Below are 16489 nucleotides of genomic sequence, written 5' to 3'. Positions count from 1 at the left end.
TTGAAGCGTGATCGGCAAGAGCGGGACACGTTTCGCTTTTGATTGCGCTTTGATCCGATCAATATGGCGGCCGCGTCAACGCGGCCGCTTGCATGTTTGCAGTCCGGAGCTTATCTCGTGAGCTTCGGTGACACGCGCCGCCTGAGTTGCGGGCCATCGAGCGTGACCAAGCGGAGAATCAGGCATGGCTTCGGCTGCTGAACAACTAGCCTCGAATCTGAATTTCTCGGCCTTCGCCAAGGCGGAGGATCTGAAGAAGCGCATCTGGTTCACAGTTGGCGCGCTGCTCGTGTACCGCCTCGGCACGTATATCCCGCTGCCCGGCATCAATCCCGACGCTTTCGCCCAGGCCTTCTCGTCGCAGAGCAAGGGCGTGCTTGGCATGTTCAACATGTTCGCCGGTGGCGCCGTCGAGCGCATGGCGATCTTTGCCCTCGGCATCATGCCCTATATTTCCGCTTCCATCATCATGCAGCTGATGACCTCCGTCATCCCGTCACTGGAGGCGCTGAAGAAGGAAGGCGAGCAGGGCCGCAAGGTCATCAACCAGTATACCCGCTACGGCACCGTGCTTTTGGCGCTGGTCCAGGCCTACGGCATTGCGGTCGGACTGGAAGGCGGCAGCGGCATCGTCAGCGATCCCGGCATGTTTTTCCGCATCTCGACCGTCATCACGCTGGTCGGCGGCACCATGTTCCTGATGTGGCTCGGCGAGCAGATCACCGCCCGCGGCATCGGCAACGGCATTTCGCTGATCATCTTTGCCGGCATCGTCGCCGGCCTGCCGCAAGCCATCTCCGGTACGCTGGAACTTGGCCGCACCGGCGCGCTGTCGACCGGCCTGATCCTAGCGATCATCGTTCTGGCCGTCGTCGTCATCGCGCTGATCGTGTTCTTCGAGCGCGCCCAGCGGCGCTTGCTGATCCAGTATCCCAAGCGCCAGGTCGGCAACCGCATGTTCCAGGGCGACACCTCGCACTTGCCGCTCAAGCTCAACACGGCCGGCGTCATTCCGCCGATCTTTGCCTCTTCGCTGCTGTTGCTGCCGGCCACGGTCGCCGGCTTCTCGCAGACGACCAACATGCCAGCCTGGGCCAGCACCGTCTTGGCTGCACTCGGCCATGGCCAGCCGCTCTACATGGCGTTTTATGCGGCGATGATCGTGTTTTTCGCCTTCTTCTATACGGCGATCGTCTTCAACCCGAAGGACACCGCCGACCAGCTCAAGAAGCATTCGGGTTTCATTCCGGGCTACCGTCCGGGCGAGCGCACCGCGGATTACATCGACTATGTCCTTACCCGCATAACTGTCGTCGGCGCCATTTATCTGGTGCTGGTGTGTCTGCTGCCCGAGTTCCTGATTTCAGCGACTGGCGTACCATTCTACCTCGGTGGCACATCGCTTCTGATCGTGGTCAGTGTAACGCTCGACACGGTGGCGCAAATTCAGGGTCACCTGATCGCGCACCAGTATGAGGGCCTGATCAAGAAGTCGAAGCTGCGCGGGGGGAAGAAAGCCAGATGAGGTTGATATTGCTTGGGCCGCCAGGGGCGGGCAAGGGGACGCAAGCACAAAGACTGGTAGAAAAATACGGCATTCCCCAACTCTCGACGGGCGATATGCTGCGCGCTGCTGTCCAGGCCGGCACCGAAGTCGGCAAACGGGCCAAGGCGGTGATGGACGCTGGCGAACTGGTTTCCGACGCCATCGTCAACGCTATCGTCGCCGAGCGTATCGATCAGGCCGATTGCGCAAGGGGATTCATCCTTGACGGATATCCGCGAACCCTGGTGCAGGCGGACGCGGTTGAATCGATGCTCTCGGCTCGCCGCCTCACTCTCGACGCCGTCATCGAACTTGTCGTCGACGACAAGGCGCTGGTTGGCCGAATCGGCAAGCGCGCCGAAGAGGCCAAGGCCGCGGGTCTGCCGGTGCGCAAGGACGACAATCCGGCGGTGTTCGAAGAGCGCCTGAAGGAGTACTACAAGAAGACGTCGCCGCTGATCGGCTACTACTATGCCAAGGGCAAGCTGAGAGGTGTCGACGGCATGGCCGACATCGATGCGGTGACGCGGCAGATCGAAGCGGTGCTCACGGCTGCGACCCCAGCGGCGGCGCAACGGTCTGCGAACGGAAAATAAACGATTGCGCTTGACTGGAGCGGTTCGCTGGGGTATGGCGGCCCGTCTTCCTATCAGGCATGAGGCTTGCTTGCCCGCAAGGGCAAGGCAGCCGCTTTGAACTGGAAACTCCCGCATGGGCCGGCCTCCACCGGACGCGGGGCAACTTTGACAGCGCCGGCTTGTCCGGCCCACATGGAGAAGAGAAGAACATGGCTCGTATAGCCGGCGTCAACATTCCGACCAACAAGCGCGTCGTCATTGCGCTTCAGTACATTCACGGCATTGGCAAGAGCTTCGCCCAGGAGATCGTTGACAAGGTCGGCATCCCGGCCGAGCGCCGCGTCAACCAGCTGACCGACGCGGAAGTGCTGCAGATCCGCGAGACGATCGACCGTGACTACCAGGTCGAGGGCGATCTGCGCCGCGAAGTGTCGATGAACATCAAGCGGCTCATGGACCTCGGCTGCTATCGCGGCCTGCGTCATCGCCGCTCGCTGCCGGTTCGCGGCCAGCGCACGCATACCAATGCGCGCACCCGCAAGGGTCCGGCCAAGTCGATCGCCGGCAAGAAGAAGTAATTTAGGGGAATAAGGGAGTAGGGCAGTATGTTTGGTCGCGGACGACCGCGCCGTACTAACATACTCCCTTACTGCCCTATTCCCCTACTCCCTTACGAAGGTGGAGCCGCTGGCATTACGGCGGTGTAGAGATCAACTGAAAGGACCATCATGGCCAAGGAAGCCACACGTGTTCGCCGTCGCGAACGCAAGAATATCTCGTCGGGCGTTGCCCACGTCAACTCGACCTTCAACAACACGATGATCACCATCACCGACGCGCAGGGCAATTCGATTGCCTGGTCGTCGGCGGGAGCCCAGGGCTTCAAGGGATCTCGCAAGTCGACCCCGTTTGCTGCCCAGATGGCTGCCGAGGACGTTGCCAAGAAGGCCCAGGAACACGGCATGCGCATGCTTGAGGTCGAGGTCTGCGGACCGGGCTCGGGTCGTGAATCGGCGCTGCGCGCATTGCAGGCAGCCGGCTTCACCATCACCTCGATCCGTGATGTGACGCCGATCCCGCACAATGGCTGCCGCCCGCGCAAGAAGCGCCGCGTCTAAGATTGTCGCCCAAGCATTGCCTCGGGCCTGAACCGAGAGCGCAGCGGTTTGGGGCAACGACAGGCGTAAGAACAGAGACCTGAAGCGCTACGCGCTTTAGGGAAAAAATTACCGAACGCCGCGCGAACGCCAGGAGCGTTCCTCCACGGCATTCCAGGTCGCCCGCCACGATTGGATGGTGGCGGGTCAACGGAAGGAAAGCATCATGATCCAGAAAAATTGGCAGGAACTGATCAAGCCGAACAAGATCGAGTTCTCTTCGAAGAAGAAGACGCTGACCACGCTGGTCGCCGAGCCGCTCGAGCGCGGCTTTGGCCTGACCCTCGGCAACGCGCTGCGTCGCGTGCTTCTGTCTTCGCTGCGTGGCGCGGCGGTGACCGCCGTGCAGATCGACGGCGTTCTGCATGAATTCTCGTCCATCGCCGGCGTGCGCGAGGACGTGACCGATATCGTCTTGAATATCAAGGAAATCGCCATCCGCATGGAAGGCGACGGCCCCAAGCGCATGGTCGTGCGCAAGCAGGGACCGGGCGCTGTTCTGGCCGGCGACATCCAGACGGTCGGCGACGTCGAGATCCTCAATCCCGACCACGTCATCTGCACGCTGGACGAGGGCGCAGAAATCCGCATGGAGTTCACCGTCGATACCGGCAAGGGCTACGTTCCGGCCGACCGCAATCGCGCCGAAGACGCGCCGATCGGCCTCATCCCGGTCGACAGCCTCTACTCGCCGGTCAAGAAGGTCTCCTACAAGGTCGAGAACACCCGCGAGGGCCAGGTTCTCGACTACGACAAGCTGACCATGACGATCGACACCGACGGTTCGATCTCGGGCGAGGACGCGGTGGCTTTCGCCGCCCGCATCCTGCAGGACCAGCTTGGCCTGTTCGTCAATTTCGACGAGCCGCAGAAGGAAGTCGCCGCCGAGCAGGTGACCGAGCTTGCCTTCAACCCGGCGCTGCTCAAAAAGGTCGACGAACTCGAGCTTTCGGTGCGTTCGGCCAACTGCCTGAAGAACGACAACATCGTCTATATCGGCGACTTGATCCAGAAGACCGAAGCCGAGATGCTGCGCACCCCGAACTTCGGCCGCAAGTCGCTGAACGAGATCAAGGAAGTCCTGGCGGCGATGGGCCTGCACCTCGGCATGGAAGTGCCGGATTGGCCGCCGGAAAACATCGAAGACCTCGCCAAGCGTTACGAAGATCAATACTGACCGGTGAATTGAGAATGGTGAATGGTCGTCGGTCGGCGACTTCGGAGAGCTTCCATTCACCATTCACTATTGACCATTCACAAAACGAAACAGCCGGGCCAACCGCCCACAACACCAGGAGAAGAGCCATGCGCCACGGATTTAAAGGCCGCCGGTTCGCCCGCAGCATAAGCCACCGCAAGTCGATGTTTGCCAATCTTGCAGTGTCGCTCATCGAGCATGAGCAGATCCTCACCACCTTGCCGAAGGCGAAGGATCTGCGTCCGATCGTCGAGAAGCTGGTGACGCTCGGCAAGCGCGGCGACCTGCACGCCCGCCGCCAGGTGATTGCCCAGATCGGCAATGAAGGCGTCGTCAAGCGCCTGTTCGACACGATCGCGCCGCGCTACGCCACCCGCAACGGCGGCTATCTGCGCATCATGAAGGCGGGCTTCCGCCACGGCGACAATGCCGCCATGGCGGTCATCGAGTTCGTCGATCGCGACACCTCGGCCAAGGGCGCCGGCGACCGTGCCCGCATCGAGGCAGAAGGCACCGACGAGGAAGCCGCAGCCGCATAAGCTTCGGTTTTCCCTCAAAGAGTTCAAAAGGGCCTGCGGGCCCTTTTGTGCATTCTGGCAGCGGTAGGGAGCATTGCGGGGACTGTCTTGACTTAAGCCGATGTCTTTTCCTCGAGAATAATTCGATTACATCGACTTAGCCTTTCATTTTGCACAATCGTCGGGACAATGGCGCCCGACCCCGGAGGATTCGGAATGCGCGTAAAACGGCTGTCCCTTGTTCTACTCTGCGCCTTGATGGCGGCGGCAGTCGTGCCGGCCGCCAGGCAGGCGCTGGCTCAGGACACCAAGGCCGATCCCGGTCTGTCCGACGTGCTGACCGACATGTTGCGCGGCGCCGAAGGCGAAAATGCCACCTCCGGTCCAGACAAGCGCGTGCCGTTCGGCCGCGAGGAGATGCAACTGTCGTTTGCGCCGCTGGTCAAGCAGACGGCGCCGGCCGTGGTCAATGTCTATGCCTCGCAAACGGCCAGGCTGAGGTCGCCCTTCGACGGCGATCCGTTCTTCGAAGAGTTCTTCGGCCGTTCGCAGCCGCGTGCGCAGTCTTCGCTCGGCTCCGGCGTGCTGGTCGACCCGACAGGCATAGTGGTCACCAATTTCCACGTCATCAAGGACGCCGATCAGGTCAAGGTCGCCACCGCGGACGGGCGTGAATTCGACAGCAAGGTGCTGCTCAAGGACGAGACGCTTGACCTCGCCGTGCTCAAGATCTCCGCCGACAAGCCATTTCCGGTCGTCGCCATCGGCGATTCCGACGCGCTCGAGGTCGGCGACCTGTTGTTGGCCATCGGCAACCCCTTCGGTGTCGGCCAGACCACCACCAGCGGCATCGTTTCGGCACTCGCCCGCAGCCACATCGGCGTTTCCGATTCCAGTTTCTTCATCCAGACCGACGCTGCGATCAATCCCGGGAATTCCGGCGGTGCGCTGATCAACATGGGTGGCCAACTGGTCGGCATCAACACGGCGATCTACAGCCGCAGCGGCGGCTCGATCGGCATCGGCTTTGCTATTCCCTCCAATATGGTTCGCGCGTTTGCCGATGCGGCCAAGTCCGGGCGCGACTTCTTCGAGAGGCCGTATATCGGCGCCGAATTCGAGCGCGTGACGCCGCAAATCGCCGAATCGCTCGGTCTCGAGACGCCGACCGGGGCACTGGTTTCGTCCATCGACGAAGCCGGGCCGGCGGCCAAGGCGGGGCTCAAGGCCGGTGACGTCGTGCTGTCGCTCAATGGCACGCCGGTCGAGAGCATCGAGGCGCTGGATTACCGGATGGCGACGCTGTCGATCGGCACCAACGCCAGCTTCGCCGTTCTGAGCAAAGGGCAGCAAGCGGCGATGGACATCGCGCTGGAGCGTGCGCCGGAAGGTGCGAAACTCGCGGAAGTGACGCTGCGCGGTCGCAGCCCGTTCTCCGGCGCCAAGGTTACGGAACTGTCGCCGCGGCTCGCCCAGCGGCTCGGCATTCGCACGGATGTCAAGGGTGTTACGGTGATCGACATCAATCGCGGTTCGCCCGCAGCCGGTTTCGGCTTCCAGCCGGGCGACATCGTTCGCGAAGTCAACGGCTTGACCATCGATACCGCCGCGACCCTGGAGCAGGCAGCCATGCAGGAGACGCGCTGGTGGCGCTTTACCGTCGAGCGCGGCGGGCAGATACTGCGCCAGGTGTTGCGTTACTGAGCCCGAGCGTCGATCCTTCGGACGAGATCGCGCTCCAACGAAAAGACGTGCATGGCCGATCTGTTCAGTGTCGATGAACCGGAAAAGGCGCCGCCCGGCAGGCCGCTGGCCGACCGGTTGCGCCCGCAGAACCTCAGCGAGGTCGTCGGCCAGGAGCATCTGACCGGACCCGACGGCGCGCTGACGCGGCTGATCGGCTCCGGCTCGCTCGGCTCGATGATCTTCTGGGGGCCGCCCGGGACGGGCAAGACCACGGTCGCGCGGCTGCTTGCCGGCGAAACCAGCCTTGCGTTCCAACAGATATCGGCGGTGTTTTCCGGAGTCGCCGACCTGAAGAGAGTGTTCGAGGCGGCGAAGCTGCGCCGCACCAACGGCCGTCAGACGCTGCTCTTCGTCGACGAGATCCATCGCTTCAACCGCGCCCAGCAGGACAGTTTTTTGCCTGTCATGGAAGACGGCACCGTCGTGTTGGTCGGCGCCACCACCGAAAACCCCTCATTCGAGCTGAATGCGGCGCTACTGTCCCGCGCGCGCGTGCTGGTCTTTCATTCGCTCGGTGAGGACAGCATCGCAAAACTGCTGGCCCGGGCCGAGGACACCGAGGGCAGGGCGCTGCCGCTCGACGACGAGGCGAGGGCGATGCTCGTCCGCATGAGCGATGGCGATGGTCGTGCGGCGCTGACGCTGGCAGAAGAGGTCTGGCGCGCCGCCAAGTCAGGCGAGGTGTTCGGCGCCGAGGGCCTGCAGCGCATCGTCCAGCGCCGCGCGCCGATCTACGACAAGGGCCAGGACGGCCATTACAATCTGATCTCGGCGCTGCACAAATCGGTGCGCGGCTCCGACCCCGACGCCGCCCTCTATTATCTCGCCCGCATGTTCGACGCCGGCGAGGATCCGCTCTATCTCGGCCGCCGCCTGGTGCGCATGGCGATGGAGGATATCGGGCTGGCAGACCCGCAGGCGCTGGTCGTCGCCAATGCCGCCAAGGATGCCTACGACTATCTGGGCTCGCCAGAGGGCGAGCTCGCCTTCGCCGAGGCCACGGTCTATCTCGCCAGCGCGCCTAAATCCAACGCCGTCTACACCGCCTTCAAGGCTGCCACACAGGCGGCTAAGGAGTTCGGCTCATTGCTGCCGCCCAAACACATCCTCAACGCGCCGACCAAGCTGATGAAGGAAGAAGATTACGGCGCCGGCTACCGTTACGACCACGACGAGCCGGACGCTTTTTCCGGACAGGATTATTTTCCGGAAAAGATGGGCCGCCGTAAATTCTATGATCCGCCCGAGCGCGGGTTCGAGCGTGATATCAGGAAGCGGCTCGACTATTGGGCGAAGCTGCGCGGCGAGCGGAAAAAGTAGGCTCGCGCCTACTTTCCCGCTCAGGGGCAGGGATTGACCGAGCCACCCTGTAAGGGCAGTAAACGGCGATGATCAATCTCCTCCTCGTTGCTGCGGGCGGCGCTATTGGTGCCGGGCTCCGCCACGTCGTCAATTTCCTTGCGCTGCGTCTTGTCGGCCCGAGTTTTCCCTGGGGCACGATGGCGATCAACATTGTCGGCTCGTTTGCCATGGGCCTGTTCATCACGACCCTGGCGCGGCGCTACGGCGGATCGAACGAGATTCGGCTGTTCGTCGCCACCGGAATCCTCGGCGGCTTCACCACGTTCTCCGCCTTTTCGCTCGATTTCGCGACGCTGTGGGAGCGCGGCGCGACGCTGCCGGCGTTCGGATACGCCCTTGCCAGCCTCATTGGCGCGATCATTGCCCTGTTTCTGGGTCTTTGGCTCGCAAGAAGCTTGCCTTAATGCTATTGCCCCCGCTTGCAGCGCCGCGTGCCCCTCAGGGCGCGCCAAGGACGCTGTAGCTTTTTGATTTGCGCATGACCCTTTCCGAAGATCGATTTCAGGTCATGCGCTAGAAACGGGTAAAAACGAGACAATGGCAGGCGTAGAACAGATCACGGTGGAGGCCGGCGAGGCGGGCATGCGGCTCGATCGCTGGTTCAAGACCCATTTTCCGGGTCTTGGCTTCGGCCATCTGCAAAAGTTGCTGCGCTCCGGCCAGATCCGTGTCGATGGCGGCAGGGTTAAGGCCGATACCCGCGTCGAGCCGGGCCAGACGGTTCGCATCCCACCGCTCGAAGTGGACAAGAAGGGCGAGAGCCCGCTCACCGGTCACTCGATCCGCAACCAGGGCGACGCCGACGTTCTGGCCAAGATGCTGATCCATGAAGATCCGAAAGTGTTTGTCTTCAACAAGCCGGCCGGCCTCGCCGTCCAGGGCGGCTCAGGTGTCACCCGCAATGTCGACGACATGCTGGAAGCCTGGCGCAGCCAGAAGGGCGAGAAACCGCGTCTGGTGCACCGGCTCGACCGCGACACGTCAGGCGTGCTGGTCGTCGCCCGCACCAGGCTCGCCGCCATGAAGCTTGCCGAGGCGTTCCGGGCGCGTGAGACCAAGAAGACCTATTGGGCGCTGGTCAAGGGCGTGCCGCCGAAGCGCGAGGACAAGATCTCGACCTGGCTGATCAAGGAACCGACGCCCGACGGCGACCGCGTGCGCGTCGCCAAGCATGGCGAAAAGGGCGCCGACCACGCGGTGTCTTATTACCGGATCGTCGAGCAGGCGGCGCAGACCCTGTCGTGGCTGGAGATGGAGCCTTATACCGGCCGCACCCACCAGCTTCGCGTCCATGCCGCTCACATCGGCTGCCCGATCATCGGCGATCCCAAATATTTCGAGGCCGATACCAATTGGGATTTTCCCGGCGGCATGCAGAACCGCTTGCATCTGCACGCGCGCCGCATCGTCATCCCGCATCCCGACAAGGGTTTCATCGACGTCACCGCACCGATGCCGCCGCATATGCGCCAGAGCTGGAACCTGATCGGCTTCGACGACGCCAGCGCGGAGGACTAGGTCCAGTGGGCATGGCCACAGATACGCTCGACCGTCGCGACAGGGTCGACATGGCCGCCGCCGCCATCATGGTCGGGCTGACCTTTTCCTGGGGGCTGAACTACGTCGCCGCCAAGATCTCCTATGCCGGCTACGATCCCGTTTTCCTGTCGATCGCACGGTCGGTCATCGGCGGGCTGTGCGTTCTCGTCTGGTGCCGCTGGCGCGGCATTGCGCTTTTTACCAGCGACGGAACCCTTGTCGCCGGCATTCTGGCAGGCGCGCTTTTTGGTCTCGAGTTCCTGTTTCTCTATGTCGGGCTCGAACAGACGACCGTCGCGCGCAACACCTTGCTGGTCAACACCATGCCGTTCTGGGTGCTGGTCGGCGGGCATTTCCTGCTCAACGAACGCATCACCGCGCGCCGGCTCGTCGGCCTTCTGCTCGCTTTCGCCGGCCTGGTCGCGGTGTTCTCCGACCAGTTGAGCGCCGATAACGGTGCGACCCTGATTGGTGATCTGCTCAGTCTCGGCGCCGGCATTCTGTGGGCCTTGACCTACATCGTCATCAAGCGCACGAAACTGGCGGAAACGAGCGCCGAGAAGTTGCTGCTCTACCAACTGGCCGGCGCTGCGATGGTCGGCGCCTTGGTGCTGCCTTTCGCCGGGCCGCCCGTCCGCGACTTCGCCGCTATGCCGACCTTGGCCTTGCTTTTCCAGGCGGTCTACATCGTCGCCTTCACCTATGTGCTCTGGTTCTGGTTGCTGCGGCGCTATCCGGCATCGGGCCTGTCGAGCTTCACCTTTCTTTCGCCGGTGTTCGGCGTTCTGTGCGGCGCCATCTTCTTGAACGAGCCGCTGACCATCCGTATTTTCCTGGCACTCGGCCTCATCGCAGCCGGTCTGATCATTGTGAATCGGCCGGCCCGAAAACAGATCCCCGGATGAAAGGCTCCGGCATGCGCGATATTCTCAACGACCTCGAAGCGGGAAAGCAGCTTTCCGATCCGGATCCGGTACGCCGTGCCCAGATCCAGATGAAGACGCACCTGCCGAAACGCTTCTACAAAACCGTCTCGGTCGCACCGGCCGAAGCTGGTTTTGCCGTTCATCTCGATGGCAAGCCGGTCCGCACGCCGGGCAAAGCGCTTCTGATCCTGCCGACCGAAAAAGCCGCCGCTCTGGTCGCCGGCGAGTTCGCTGCCCAAGGCGAGACGATCGACCCGATGACGATGCCGGTCATGCGTCTGGTCAACACGGCCATTGACGGCGTCGCCAGCGACCCGCAGGCGGTTTTGGAAGACATCCTGCGCTTTGCCTCGTCAGACCTGCTCTGCTATCGCGCCGACGCCCCCCAAGGGCTCGTCGATCGGCAGAACGAATATTGGGATCCCGTCATCGATTGGGCGCGGAGCGCGCTCGGCGCCCGGTTTCACCTCGCCGAAGGGGTGATCCATGTCGAGCAGCCGCGCGAGACCATTGCGGTGCTCGGCGTTCATCTTGCCCAGCGTGCCGACCCGCTCCGGCTTGCCGCCATCCACGTCATGACCTCGTTGACGGGATCGGCTTTGCTGGCGCTGGCCGTCGAGTTCGGCGAGATCGACGGCGACGCCGCCTGGGCTGCCGGCCATGTCGACGAGGACTGGCAGGCCGAGCACTGGGGCCATGACGCGGAAGCTGTCGCCCGCCGTGCCCACCGCAAGCGCGACATGATGGCCGCCGTCGGTCTCCTCGAGGCGCTCAAGGGCTGACGGCAATCGCCGCCCCCTCACTTCGTTTCGCCTTGCCCATCAGAGCGACGCGCGTCCAGTCGGGCGCACTATACATCGTGCTTTCCGAAGATCGATTCCGCTCTTCGGGCCGATGCATTGGACCAAAGTCATAATCCCAAAGACGGGCTGCCTCTGGGCGGCGCTTTCTGTCACTTCTCGCGGCGATAGCTGCCCGAGTTCGAGCCCAGAGGCGACACCGCGCAGCATCAAGCACAGCGAGATGTCACGGGAGGACGAATTCATGGCAATGGCAGTGACCGCCGGCAGAGCAAGCCGCGGAATGACGCGGGAAGAGAAGAAAGTCATCTTCGCTTCCTCGCTCGGCACCGTTTTCGAATGGTACGATTTCTATCTCTACGGCGCATTGGCTGCCGCGATCGGCTCGACATTCTTCAACTCGTATCCGGAAGCGACGCGCAACATCTTTACGCTGCTGGTTTTCGCCGCTGGCTTCCTCGTGCGCCCGTTCGGCGCGCTGGTGTTCGGCCGCATCGGCGATCTCGTTGGTCGCAAATACACCTTTCTCGTCACCATCATGATCATGGGCCTGTCGACGTTCCTGGTCGGCCTGCTGCCTGGTTCGGCAAGCTGGGGCATTGCAGCGCCTATTATCCTGATTGCGCTGCGCATGCTGCAGGGCCTGGCGCTCGGTGGTGAGTATGGCGGTGCGGCGACCTATGTGGCCGAGCATGCGCCCGACGACCGCCGCGGCTTCTACACATCGTGGATCCAGACGACGGCGACACTTGGCCTGTTCCTGTCGCTGGTCGTCATCCTTATCGTGCAAAATTCGCTGAGCAAGGAGGATTTCGAGGCCTGGGGCTGGCGCGTTCCATTCCTGCTCTCAGCCATTCTGCTCGGCATATCGGTCTGGATTCGCCTGTCGCTTGCCGAATCGCCGACCTTCCAGCGCATGAAGGACGAGGGCAAGGGCTCCAAGGCGCCGCTGACGGAAGCCTTCGGACAGTGGAAGAATGCCAAGATCGCCATTTTGGCGCTTTTCGGCCTTACTGCCGGCCAGGCCGTGGTTTGGTACAACGGCCAATTCTACGCGCTGTTTTTCCTGCAGAACGTGCTCAAGGTCGACGGCCAGTCGGTCAACATCATGATCGCCATCGCGCTGGCGCTCGGCACGATCTTCTTCGTCGTGTTCGGCTGGCTCTCCGACAAGATCGGCCGCAAGCCGATCATCATGGCGGGCCTGGCGCTGGCGATCGTCACCACGTTCCCGCTGTTCAAGGCGCTGACCTGGGCAGCCAACCCGGCGCTCGCCACCGCACAGCAAAACACCCGTGCCACGATTACCGCTGCGCCTGGCGACTGCAAGTTCCAGTTCAATCCGACCGGAACGCGCAAGCCTCTGACATCGTGCGATATTGCGACGGACTTCCTTGCCAAGAGCTCGGTGCCCTATGACATTGTCACGACAGCGGCACCGGGGACCGCGGCCAGTGTCAAGATCGGCACCGCAACCGTGGCGTCCTATGATGCCGTGGCAGCCGCAGACAAGGCAACTTCAAGCGACGCCGCGTTCAAGAAGGCAATCAACATTGCACTGCGGGACGGCGGCTATCCGCTGAAGCGTGGTGCGGCCAAGGTCGCCGACCAGAAGCTTGACGCCTTCGTCGCGGCCAATCCGGAACTGAAGCTCGACGCCGCCGCAATCCGCGCCGGCGACAAGACGACGGTTGCGGCCGACCGGGCGGTCAAGGACAAGCTGCTGACGGCCGATGATGCCGCGGCGGTGCCCGAGATCACCGTCTACAGCGTCCCGGCGGCAGGCGCCTTTGCGATGTTTGCCGACCCTGAACAGGTCAGTTGGGCAAAGGTCATCGGCATCCTGTTCATCCTGGTCCTTTACGTGACCATGGTCTACGGACCGATCGCCGCGATCCTGGTAGAAATGTTCCCGACCCGCATCCGCTATACCGGCATGTCGTTGCCCTATCACATCGGCAATGGCTGGTTCGGCGGCCTGCTGCCGGCGACGGTGTTCGCGCTCAGCGCCTACAGCGGCGATATCTATTACGGCCTCTGGTATCCGGTGGTGATCGCGGCGATGTCGCTGGTCATCGGTACGATCTTTGTCAGGGATACGCTGGGAACGGACTTGCACGCCAAGACCTGATCCTTGCCTGACGGCAAAATGAAAAGCCCGGCGCGAGCGATCGCGCCGGGCTTTGCAATTCGTCAAAAGCGATGCGGAGGAAAGGTTAGCTCTTCCGGTCCTGTTTTTCTTCCTCGATGGCCGCTTCGTGATACCAGCCGCTTCCGAAATCCGTACGGTTGCGCAATGAAGCAAGTTCTGCCGCGAACTTAGCCTTTCCGCTTAAATCTAAGGCAGAAGCGCGCGCTGCCACCGGGAACATCAGGATTTTGGCCGACTGACGGGTAGGAGTGATTTCCATTGTCGGTCTCCCTTCTTGTGCAGAGCCTTGCCAATTCAATCTTTCCCCAAGATAGGTTCTGCAATCCAGTTAGGCAATATGATTATAAAAAGATCAGTATCTGCCTGTTATTTATGCAGAACATGCTTGTGATTGATCCGGACGCATTGCGATTACGCGGCAGCGGATTTGTCGGGATGCGGCGTCAGTTTTGTCGCATCCTTGGCCGGCGAGAATGGCACACGAATTGCTTTTTAAAAATCCGGCAGGTCGGCTGCAGGGTGGCTGGCATGCCGGCGCCGTCCAAGGTTCGGTGATCAAAGCAACGAGAGGCTAGAATGACGAAATACAAGCTCGAGTACATTTGGCTCGATGGATACACCCCGGTTCCCAACCTTCGTGGAAAGACGCAGATCAAGGACTATGCCGAATTCCCGACGCTCGACCAGCTTCCGCTGTGGGGCTTCGACGGTTCCTCGACCATGCAGGCCGAAGGCCACTCGTCCGACTGCGTGCTGAAGCCGGTCGCCGTCTATCCGGATCCCGCGCGCAGCAATGGCGTGCTCGTCATGTGCGAAGTCATGATGCCGGACGGCGTGACGCCGCATGCATCCAACAAGCGCGCCACCATCCTCGACGACGAGGGCGCCTGGTTCGGCTTCGAGCAGGAGTATTTCTTTTACAAGGATGGCCGCCCGCTCGGCTTCCCCGAAAGCGGCTACCCTGCGCCGCAAGGCCCGTACTACACCGGCGTCGGCTACAGCAATGTCGGCAGCGTCGCCAGGCAGATCGTCGAGGAGCATCTCGACCTCTGCCTTGCCGCCGGCATCAACCATGAAGGCATCAACGCCGAGGTGGCCAAGGGCCAATGGGAGTTCCAAATCTTCGGCAAGGGCTCGAAAAAGGCCGCCGATCAGATGTGGATGGCCCGCTACCTGATGCAGCGCCTCACCGAGAAATACGGCATCGATATCGAATACCACTGCAAGCCGCTCGGCGACACCGACTGGAATGGTTCCGGCATGCACGCCAACTTCTCGACCGCTTATATGCGCGAAGTCGGCGGCAAGGACTATTTCGAGGCGCTGATGGCCGCCTTCGACAAGAACCTGATGGATCACATCGCCGTCTACGGGCCGGACAACGACAAGCGTCTGACCGGCAAGCATGAAACCGCGCCATGGAACAGGTTCAGCTATGGCATCGCCGATCGCGGCGCCTCGATCCGCGTGCCGCATTCGTTCATCAACAACGGCTACAAGGGCTATCTCGAGGATCGCCGCCCGAACTCGCAGGGCGACCCCTACCAGATCGCCTCGCAGATCCTGAAGACGATCGCCTCCGTCCCGACCAGCGCCGAGGTTTCGGCCGCCGCTTGAGCGCTCGTCACGGCTCGGACCTGAGAGGTCTGCAGCGACTGGATCCATCAAAAACCCGGCGGTTTCGCCGGGTTTTTTTGACATCGACGATCCCGGCGAGGATGACGCCGCGCCTGGGTCAGCCTGGTTATTCTGGCTACCTCGCTAGCCGCGTGCCCGCAAGGCGGCGGTCAGCGGCAACCGCGTCGCGGCAATAGCCGGGAACGCGCCGCCGAGGGCGCCTATGGCGAGGCCAAGCACGCCCGCGGTAAGCATGACATCGCCGTTGACCGTGAGCTGGAAGCTCGTACTGGCATTGTTGACGCCAATGGTGCTGGCCTGCCAGCCGTTGAAGACAAGCCAGGAGGCAAGGATGCCCAAAGCCGCGCCGACGGCCGCGATCGCGAAAGCTTCGAACCATGTCGCGAAAAAGGCCGAGAACCGACTGAAGCCGAGCGCGCGGACGGTGGCGATCTCGACAGTACGGTCGGAGACGGAACTCATCATCGTGTTCAATGCACCGGCGGTCGCGCCAATGGCCATAAGCAGCGTCACCGGCCAGCCAAAGAAACGGATGAGGCTGGATATCCGTTCCGATTGCGCGATGTAGAGATCGGCTTCCGAAACAGCGACCAGAGGGCTAGTGCTTGCGGCTGTCAGCCTGGCGTTCAGCGTTGCCAGGGATGATGGACCGGTGAGGCGCAGACGCAGGCTTTGCACCTGTCCTTGCCGGTCGAAGGCAGCACGAACTGCATCGAGATCGCCCCAGATTTCGGATTCGAACGCACTGCCATTGGCTGCGAAATGCCCTGTCACCGTCCAGTCCACGGCCCCCAGCCGGACGGCATCGCCAATGCCGAATCCCGGAAATTCGCTGGCGATTCGCGAGCCGACCACGATCTCGCGGGCGCCGGGGGCAAACAAGCGTCCCGCCGATAGCGCGACGCCATTGCGGATCGATGGACCACCAACATCCATGCCGCGAAGCGCAAGCGTCGTCGAGGCTTCGTCCTGCGCCCGGGCGACATCCACTGGAACCACAAGTTCGCGGGATGCCAGCAGGCCTCCCGCGCCATTGCGAACGACTCCGATATCGCCGGTCATCGATTGAATGCTGCGAATCGCATCGGCCGGGATATCCGAACCGGTCTCCTGGTTCGTACCGCCTCCGAGGACAACGGCGACAGAGGGTGAGCCGGCGCCAGCCAGGGCTTTCTCGAAACCCTTGGCCATGGCGAGGAAGCCGGCGAGGACCGCGACGACCAGCGCTACCGACAGCGCCATGGATAGCGAGATCGCGAGGCGGCGTGGCAGGCTGGAAAAATTGGCTCTCGTCATAACGAGCGTCTGTCTAAGCTGGATGGACATGGC

General features: G+C 62.3%; 16 protein-coding genes. 14 read left to right on the top strand and 2 right to left on the bottom strand.

Features of this window, described 5'->3' with window-relative positions; all coding sequences use genetic code 11:
* Positions 1-184 precede the first annotated feature (184 nt).
* The 13 genes from secY (at position 185) to AC0L2B_RS18270 (ending at position 13501) form a co-directional block, all read left to right on the top strand.
* Complete coding sequence (gene secY, locus AC0L2B_RS18330) at positions 185-1525, top strand: preprotein translocase subunit SecY (protein ID WP_091591192.1); 1341 nt, start codon at positions 185-187, stop codon at positions 1523-1525.
* Positions 1522-2142, top strand: a complete 621-nt coding sequence (locus AC0L2B_RS18325; RefSeq protein WP_287176086.1) for an adenylate kinase — start codon at positions 1522-1524, stop codon at positions 2140-2142. Before secY ends, AC0L2B_RS18325 begins: the two co-directional genes overlap by 4 nt.
* A 191-nt stretch (positions 2143-2333) precedes the next feature.
* A complete protein-coding gene (rpsM, locus tag AC0L2B_RS18320; RefSeq protein WP_023799280.1) occupies positions 2334-2702 on the top strand; it encodes a 30S ribosomal protein S13 in 369 nt (122 codons plus the stop codon).
* A gap of 150 nt (positions 2703-2852) precedes the next feature.
* Positions 2853-3242 (top strand): 30S ribosomal protein S11, encoded by a 390-nt coding sequence (gene rpsK, locus AC0L2B_RS18315; protein WP_023799279.1) that lies wholly within the window; start codon positions 2853-2855, stop codon positions 3240-3242.
* Positions 3243-3447: 205 nt separating this feature from the next.
* Positions 3448-4458 carry a DNA-directed RNA polymerase subunit alpha gene (locus AC0L2B_RS18310; RefSeq protein WP_023799278.1) on the top strand — a complete coding sequence of 337 codons (1011 nt, stop codon included), beginning with the start codon at positions 3448-3450 and terminating at the stop codon, positions 4456-4458.
* A 128-nt stretch (positions 4459-4586) separates the two neighbouring features.
* The gene (gene rplQ / locus AC0L2B_RS18305; RefSeq protein WP_023799277.1) at positions 4587-5018 is read left to right on the top strand and encodes a 50S ribosomal protein L17; all 432 of its coding nucleotides are present in this window, start codon (positions 4587-4589) and stop codon (positions 5016-5018) included.
* A gap of 195 nt (positions 5019-5213) precedes the next feature.
* Positions 5214-6701 (top strand): DegQ family serine endoprotease, encoded by a 1488-nt coding sequence (locus AC0L2B_RS18300; protein WP_473746343.1) that lies wholly within the window; start codon positions 5214-5216, stop codon positions 6699-6701.
* A 51-nt stretch (positions 6702-6752) separates the two neighbouring features.
* A complete protein-coding gene (locus AC0L2B_RS18295) occupies positions 6753-8063 on the top strand; it encodes a replication-associated recombination protein A (RefSeq protein ID WP_473746342.1) in 1311 nt (436 codons plus the stop codon).
* A 68-nt stretch (positions 8064-8131) separates the two neighbouring features.
* Entirely contained in the window at positions 8132-8509 is a 378-nt protein-coding gene (gene crcB, locus AC0L2B_RS18290) for a fluoride efflux transporter CrcB (RefSeq protein WP_473746341.1), read from the top strand.
* 133 nt (positions 8510-8642) lie between these two features.
* Complete coding sequence (locus tag AC0L2B_RS18285) at positions 8643-9623, top strand: RluA family pseudouridine synthase (protein ID WP_091591186.1); 981 nt, start codon at positions 8643-8645, stop codon at positions 9621-9623.
* 11 nt (positions 9624-9634) lie between these two features.
* Positions 9635-10549 (top strand): DMT family transporter, encoded by a 915-nt coding sequence (locus AC0L2B_RS18280; RefSeq protein ID WP_473746352.1) that lies wholly within the window; start codon positions 9635-9637, stop codon positions 10547-10549.
* Positions 10550-10560: 11 nt separating this feature from the next.
* Positions 10561-11352 (top strand): ATP12 family chaperone protein, encoded by a 792-nt coding sequence (locus AC0L2B_RS18275; protein ID WP_473746340.1) that lies wholly within the window; start codon positions 10561-10563, stop codon positions 11350-11352.
* A 262-nt stretch (positions 11353-11614) separates the two neighbouring features.
* Positions 11615-13501 (top strand): MFS transporter, encoded by a 1887-nt coding sequence (locus AC0L2B_RS18270; protein WP_473746339.1) that lies wholly within the window; start codon positions 11615-11617, stop codon positions 13499-13501.
* Positions 13502-13586: 85 nt separating this feature from the next.
* On the opposite strand, the gene AC0L2B_RS18265 is transcribed toward AC0L2B_RS18270, so the two are convergent.
* Positions 13587-13781 carry a DUF2735 domain-containing protein gene (locus AC0L2B_RS18265; protein WP_473746338.1) on the bottom strand — a complete coding sequence of 65 codons (195 nt, stop codon included), beginning with the start codon at positions 13779-13781 and terminating at the stop codon, positions 13587-13589.
* A 317-nt stretch (positions 13782-14098) separates the two neighbouring features.
* On the opposite strand from AC0L2B_RS18265, the gene AC0L2B_RS18260 reads away from it, so the two are divergent.
* Positions 14099-15139: a glutamine synthetase beta-grasp domain-containing protein gene (locus AC0L2B_RS18260; protein ID WP_473494207.1), complete on the top strand. Its 1041-nt coding sequence runs from the start codon at positions 14099-14101 to the stop codon at positions 15137-15139.
* 144 nt (positions 15140-15283) lie between these two features.
* Here the strand turns inward: AC0L2B_RS18260 and AC0L2B_RS18255 are convergent, their stop codons facing one another.
* On the bottom strand, positions 15284-16486 hold the full coding sequence (locus AC0L2B_RS18255; RefSeq protein WP_473746337.1) for an ABC transporter permease: 1203 nt from the start codon (positions 16484-16486) through the stop codon (positions 15284-15286).
* Between the last annotated feature and the right edge of the window lie 3 nt (positions 16487-16489).

The organism is Mesorhizobium sp. WSM4815, from assembly GCF_055811575.1.
The sequence above is the reverse complement of the archived record's forward strand: the minus strand, read 5'-3'. Positions and strand labels throughout refer to the sequence as shown.

Bases quoted from the DNA above. Each gene is read 5' to 3' on its own strand.
- secY (WP_091591192.1), top strand. From the start codon at position 185: ATGGCTTCGGCTGCTGAACAACTAGCCTCGAATCTGAATTTCTCGGCC.
- AC0L2B_RS18325 (WP_287176086.1), top strand. From the start codon at position 1,522: ATGAGGTTGATATTGCTTGGGCCGCCAGGGGCGGGCAAGGGGACGCAA.
- rpsM (WP_023799280.1), top strand. From the start codon at position 2,334: ATGGCTCGTATAGCCGGCGTCAACATTCCGACCAACAAGCGCGTCGTC.
- rpsK (WP_023799279.1), top strand. From the start codon at position 2,853: ATGGCCAAGGAAGCCACACGTGTTCGCCGTCGCGAACGCAAGAATATC.
- AC0L2B_RS18310 (WP_023799278.1), top strand. From the start codon at position 3,448: ATGATCCAGAAAAATTGGCAGGAACTGATCAAGCCGAACAAGATCGAG.
- rplQ (WP_023799277.1), top strand. From the start codon at position 4,587: ATGCGCCACGGATTTAAAGGCCGCCGGTTCGCCCGCAGCATAAGCCAC.
- AC0L2B_RS18300 (WP_473746343.1), top strand. From the start codon at position 5,214: ATGCGCGTAAAACGGCTGTCCCTTGTTCTACTCTGCGCCTTGATGGCG.
- AC0L2B_RS18295 (WP_473746342.1), top strand. From the start codon at position 6,753: ATGGCCGATCTGTTCAGTGTCGATGAACCGGAAAAGGCGCCGCCCGGC.
- crcB (WP_473746341.1), top strand. From the start codon at position 8,132: ATGATCAATCTCCTCCTCGTTGCTGCGGGCGGCGCTATTGGTGCCGGG.
- AC0L2B_RS18285 (WP_091591186.1), top strand. From the start codon at position 8,643: ATGGCAGGCGTAGAACAGATCACGGTGGAGGCCGGCGAGGCGGGCATG.
- AC0L2B_RS18280 (WP_473746352.1), top strand. From the start codon at position 9,635: ATGGCCACAGATACGCTCGACCGTCGCGACAGGGTCGACATGGCCGCC.
- AC0L2B_RS18275 (WP_473746340.1), top strand. From the start codon at position 10,561: ATGCGCGATATTCTCAACGACCTCGAAGCGGGAAAGCAGCTTTCCGAT.
- AC0L2B_RS18270 (WP_473746339.1), top strand. From the start codon at position 11,615: ATGGCAATGGCAGTGACCGCCGGCAGAGCAAGCCGCGGAATGACGCGG.
- AC0L2B_RS18265 (WP_473746338.1), bottom strand. From the start codon at position 13,781: ATGGAAATCACTCCTACCCGTCAGTCGGCCAAAATCCTGATGTTCCCG.
- AC0L2B_RS18260 (WP_473494207.1), top strand. From the start codon at position 14,099: ATGACGAAATACAAGCTCGAGTACATTTGGCTCGATGGATACACCCCG.
- AC0L2B_RS18255 (WP_473746337.1), bottom strand. From the start codon at position 16,486: ATGTCCATCCAGCTTAGACAGACGCTCGTTATGACGAGAGCCAATTTT.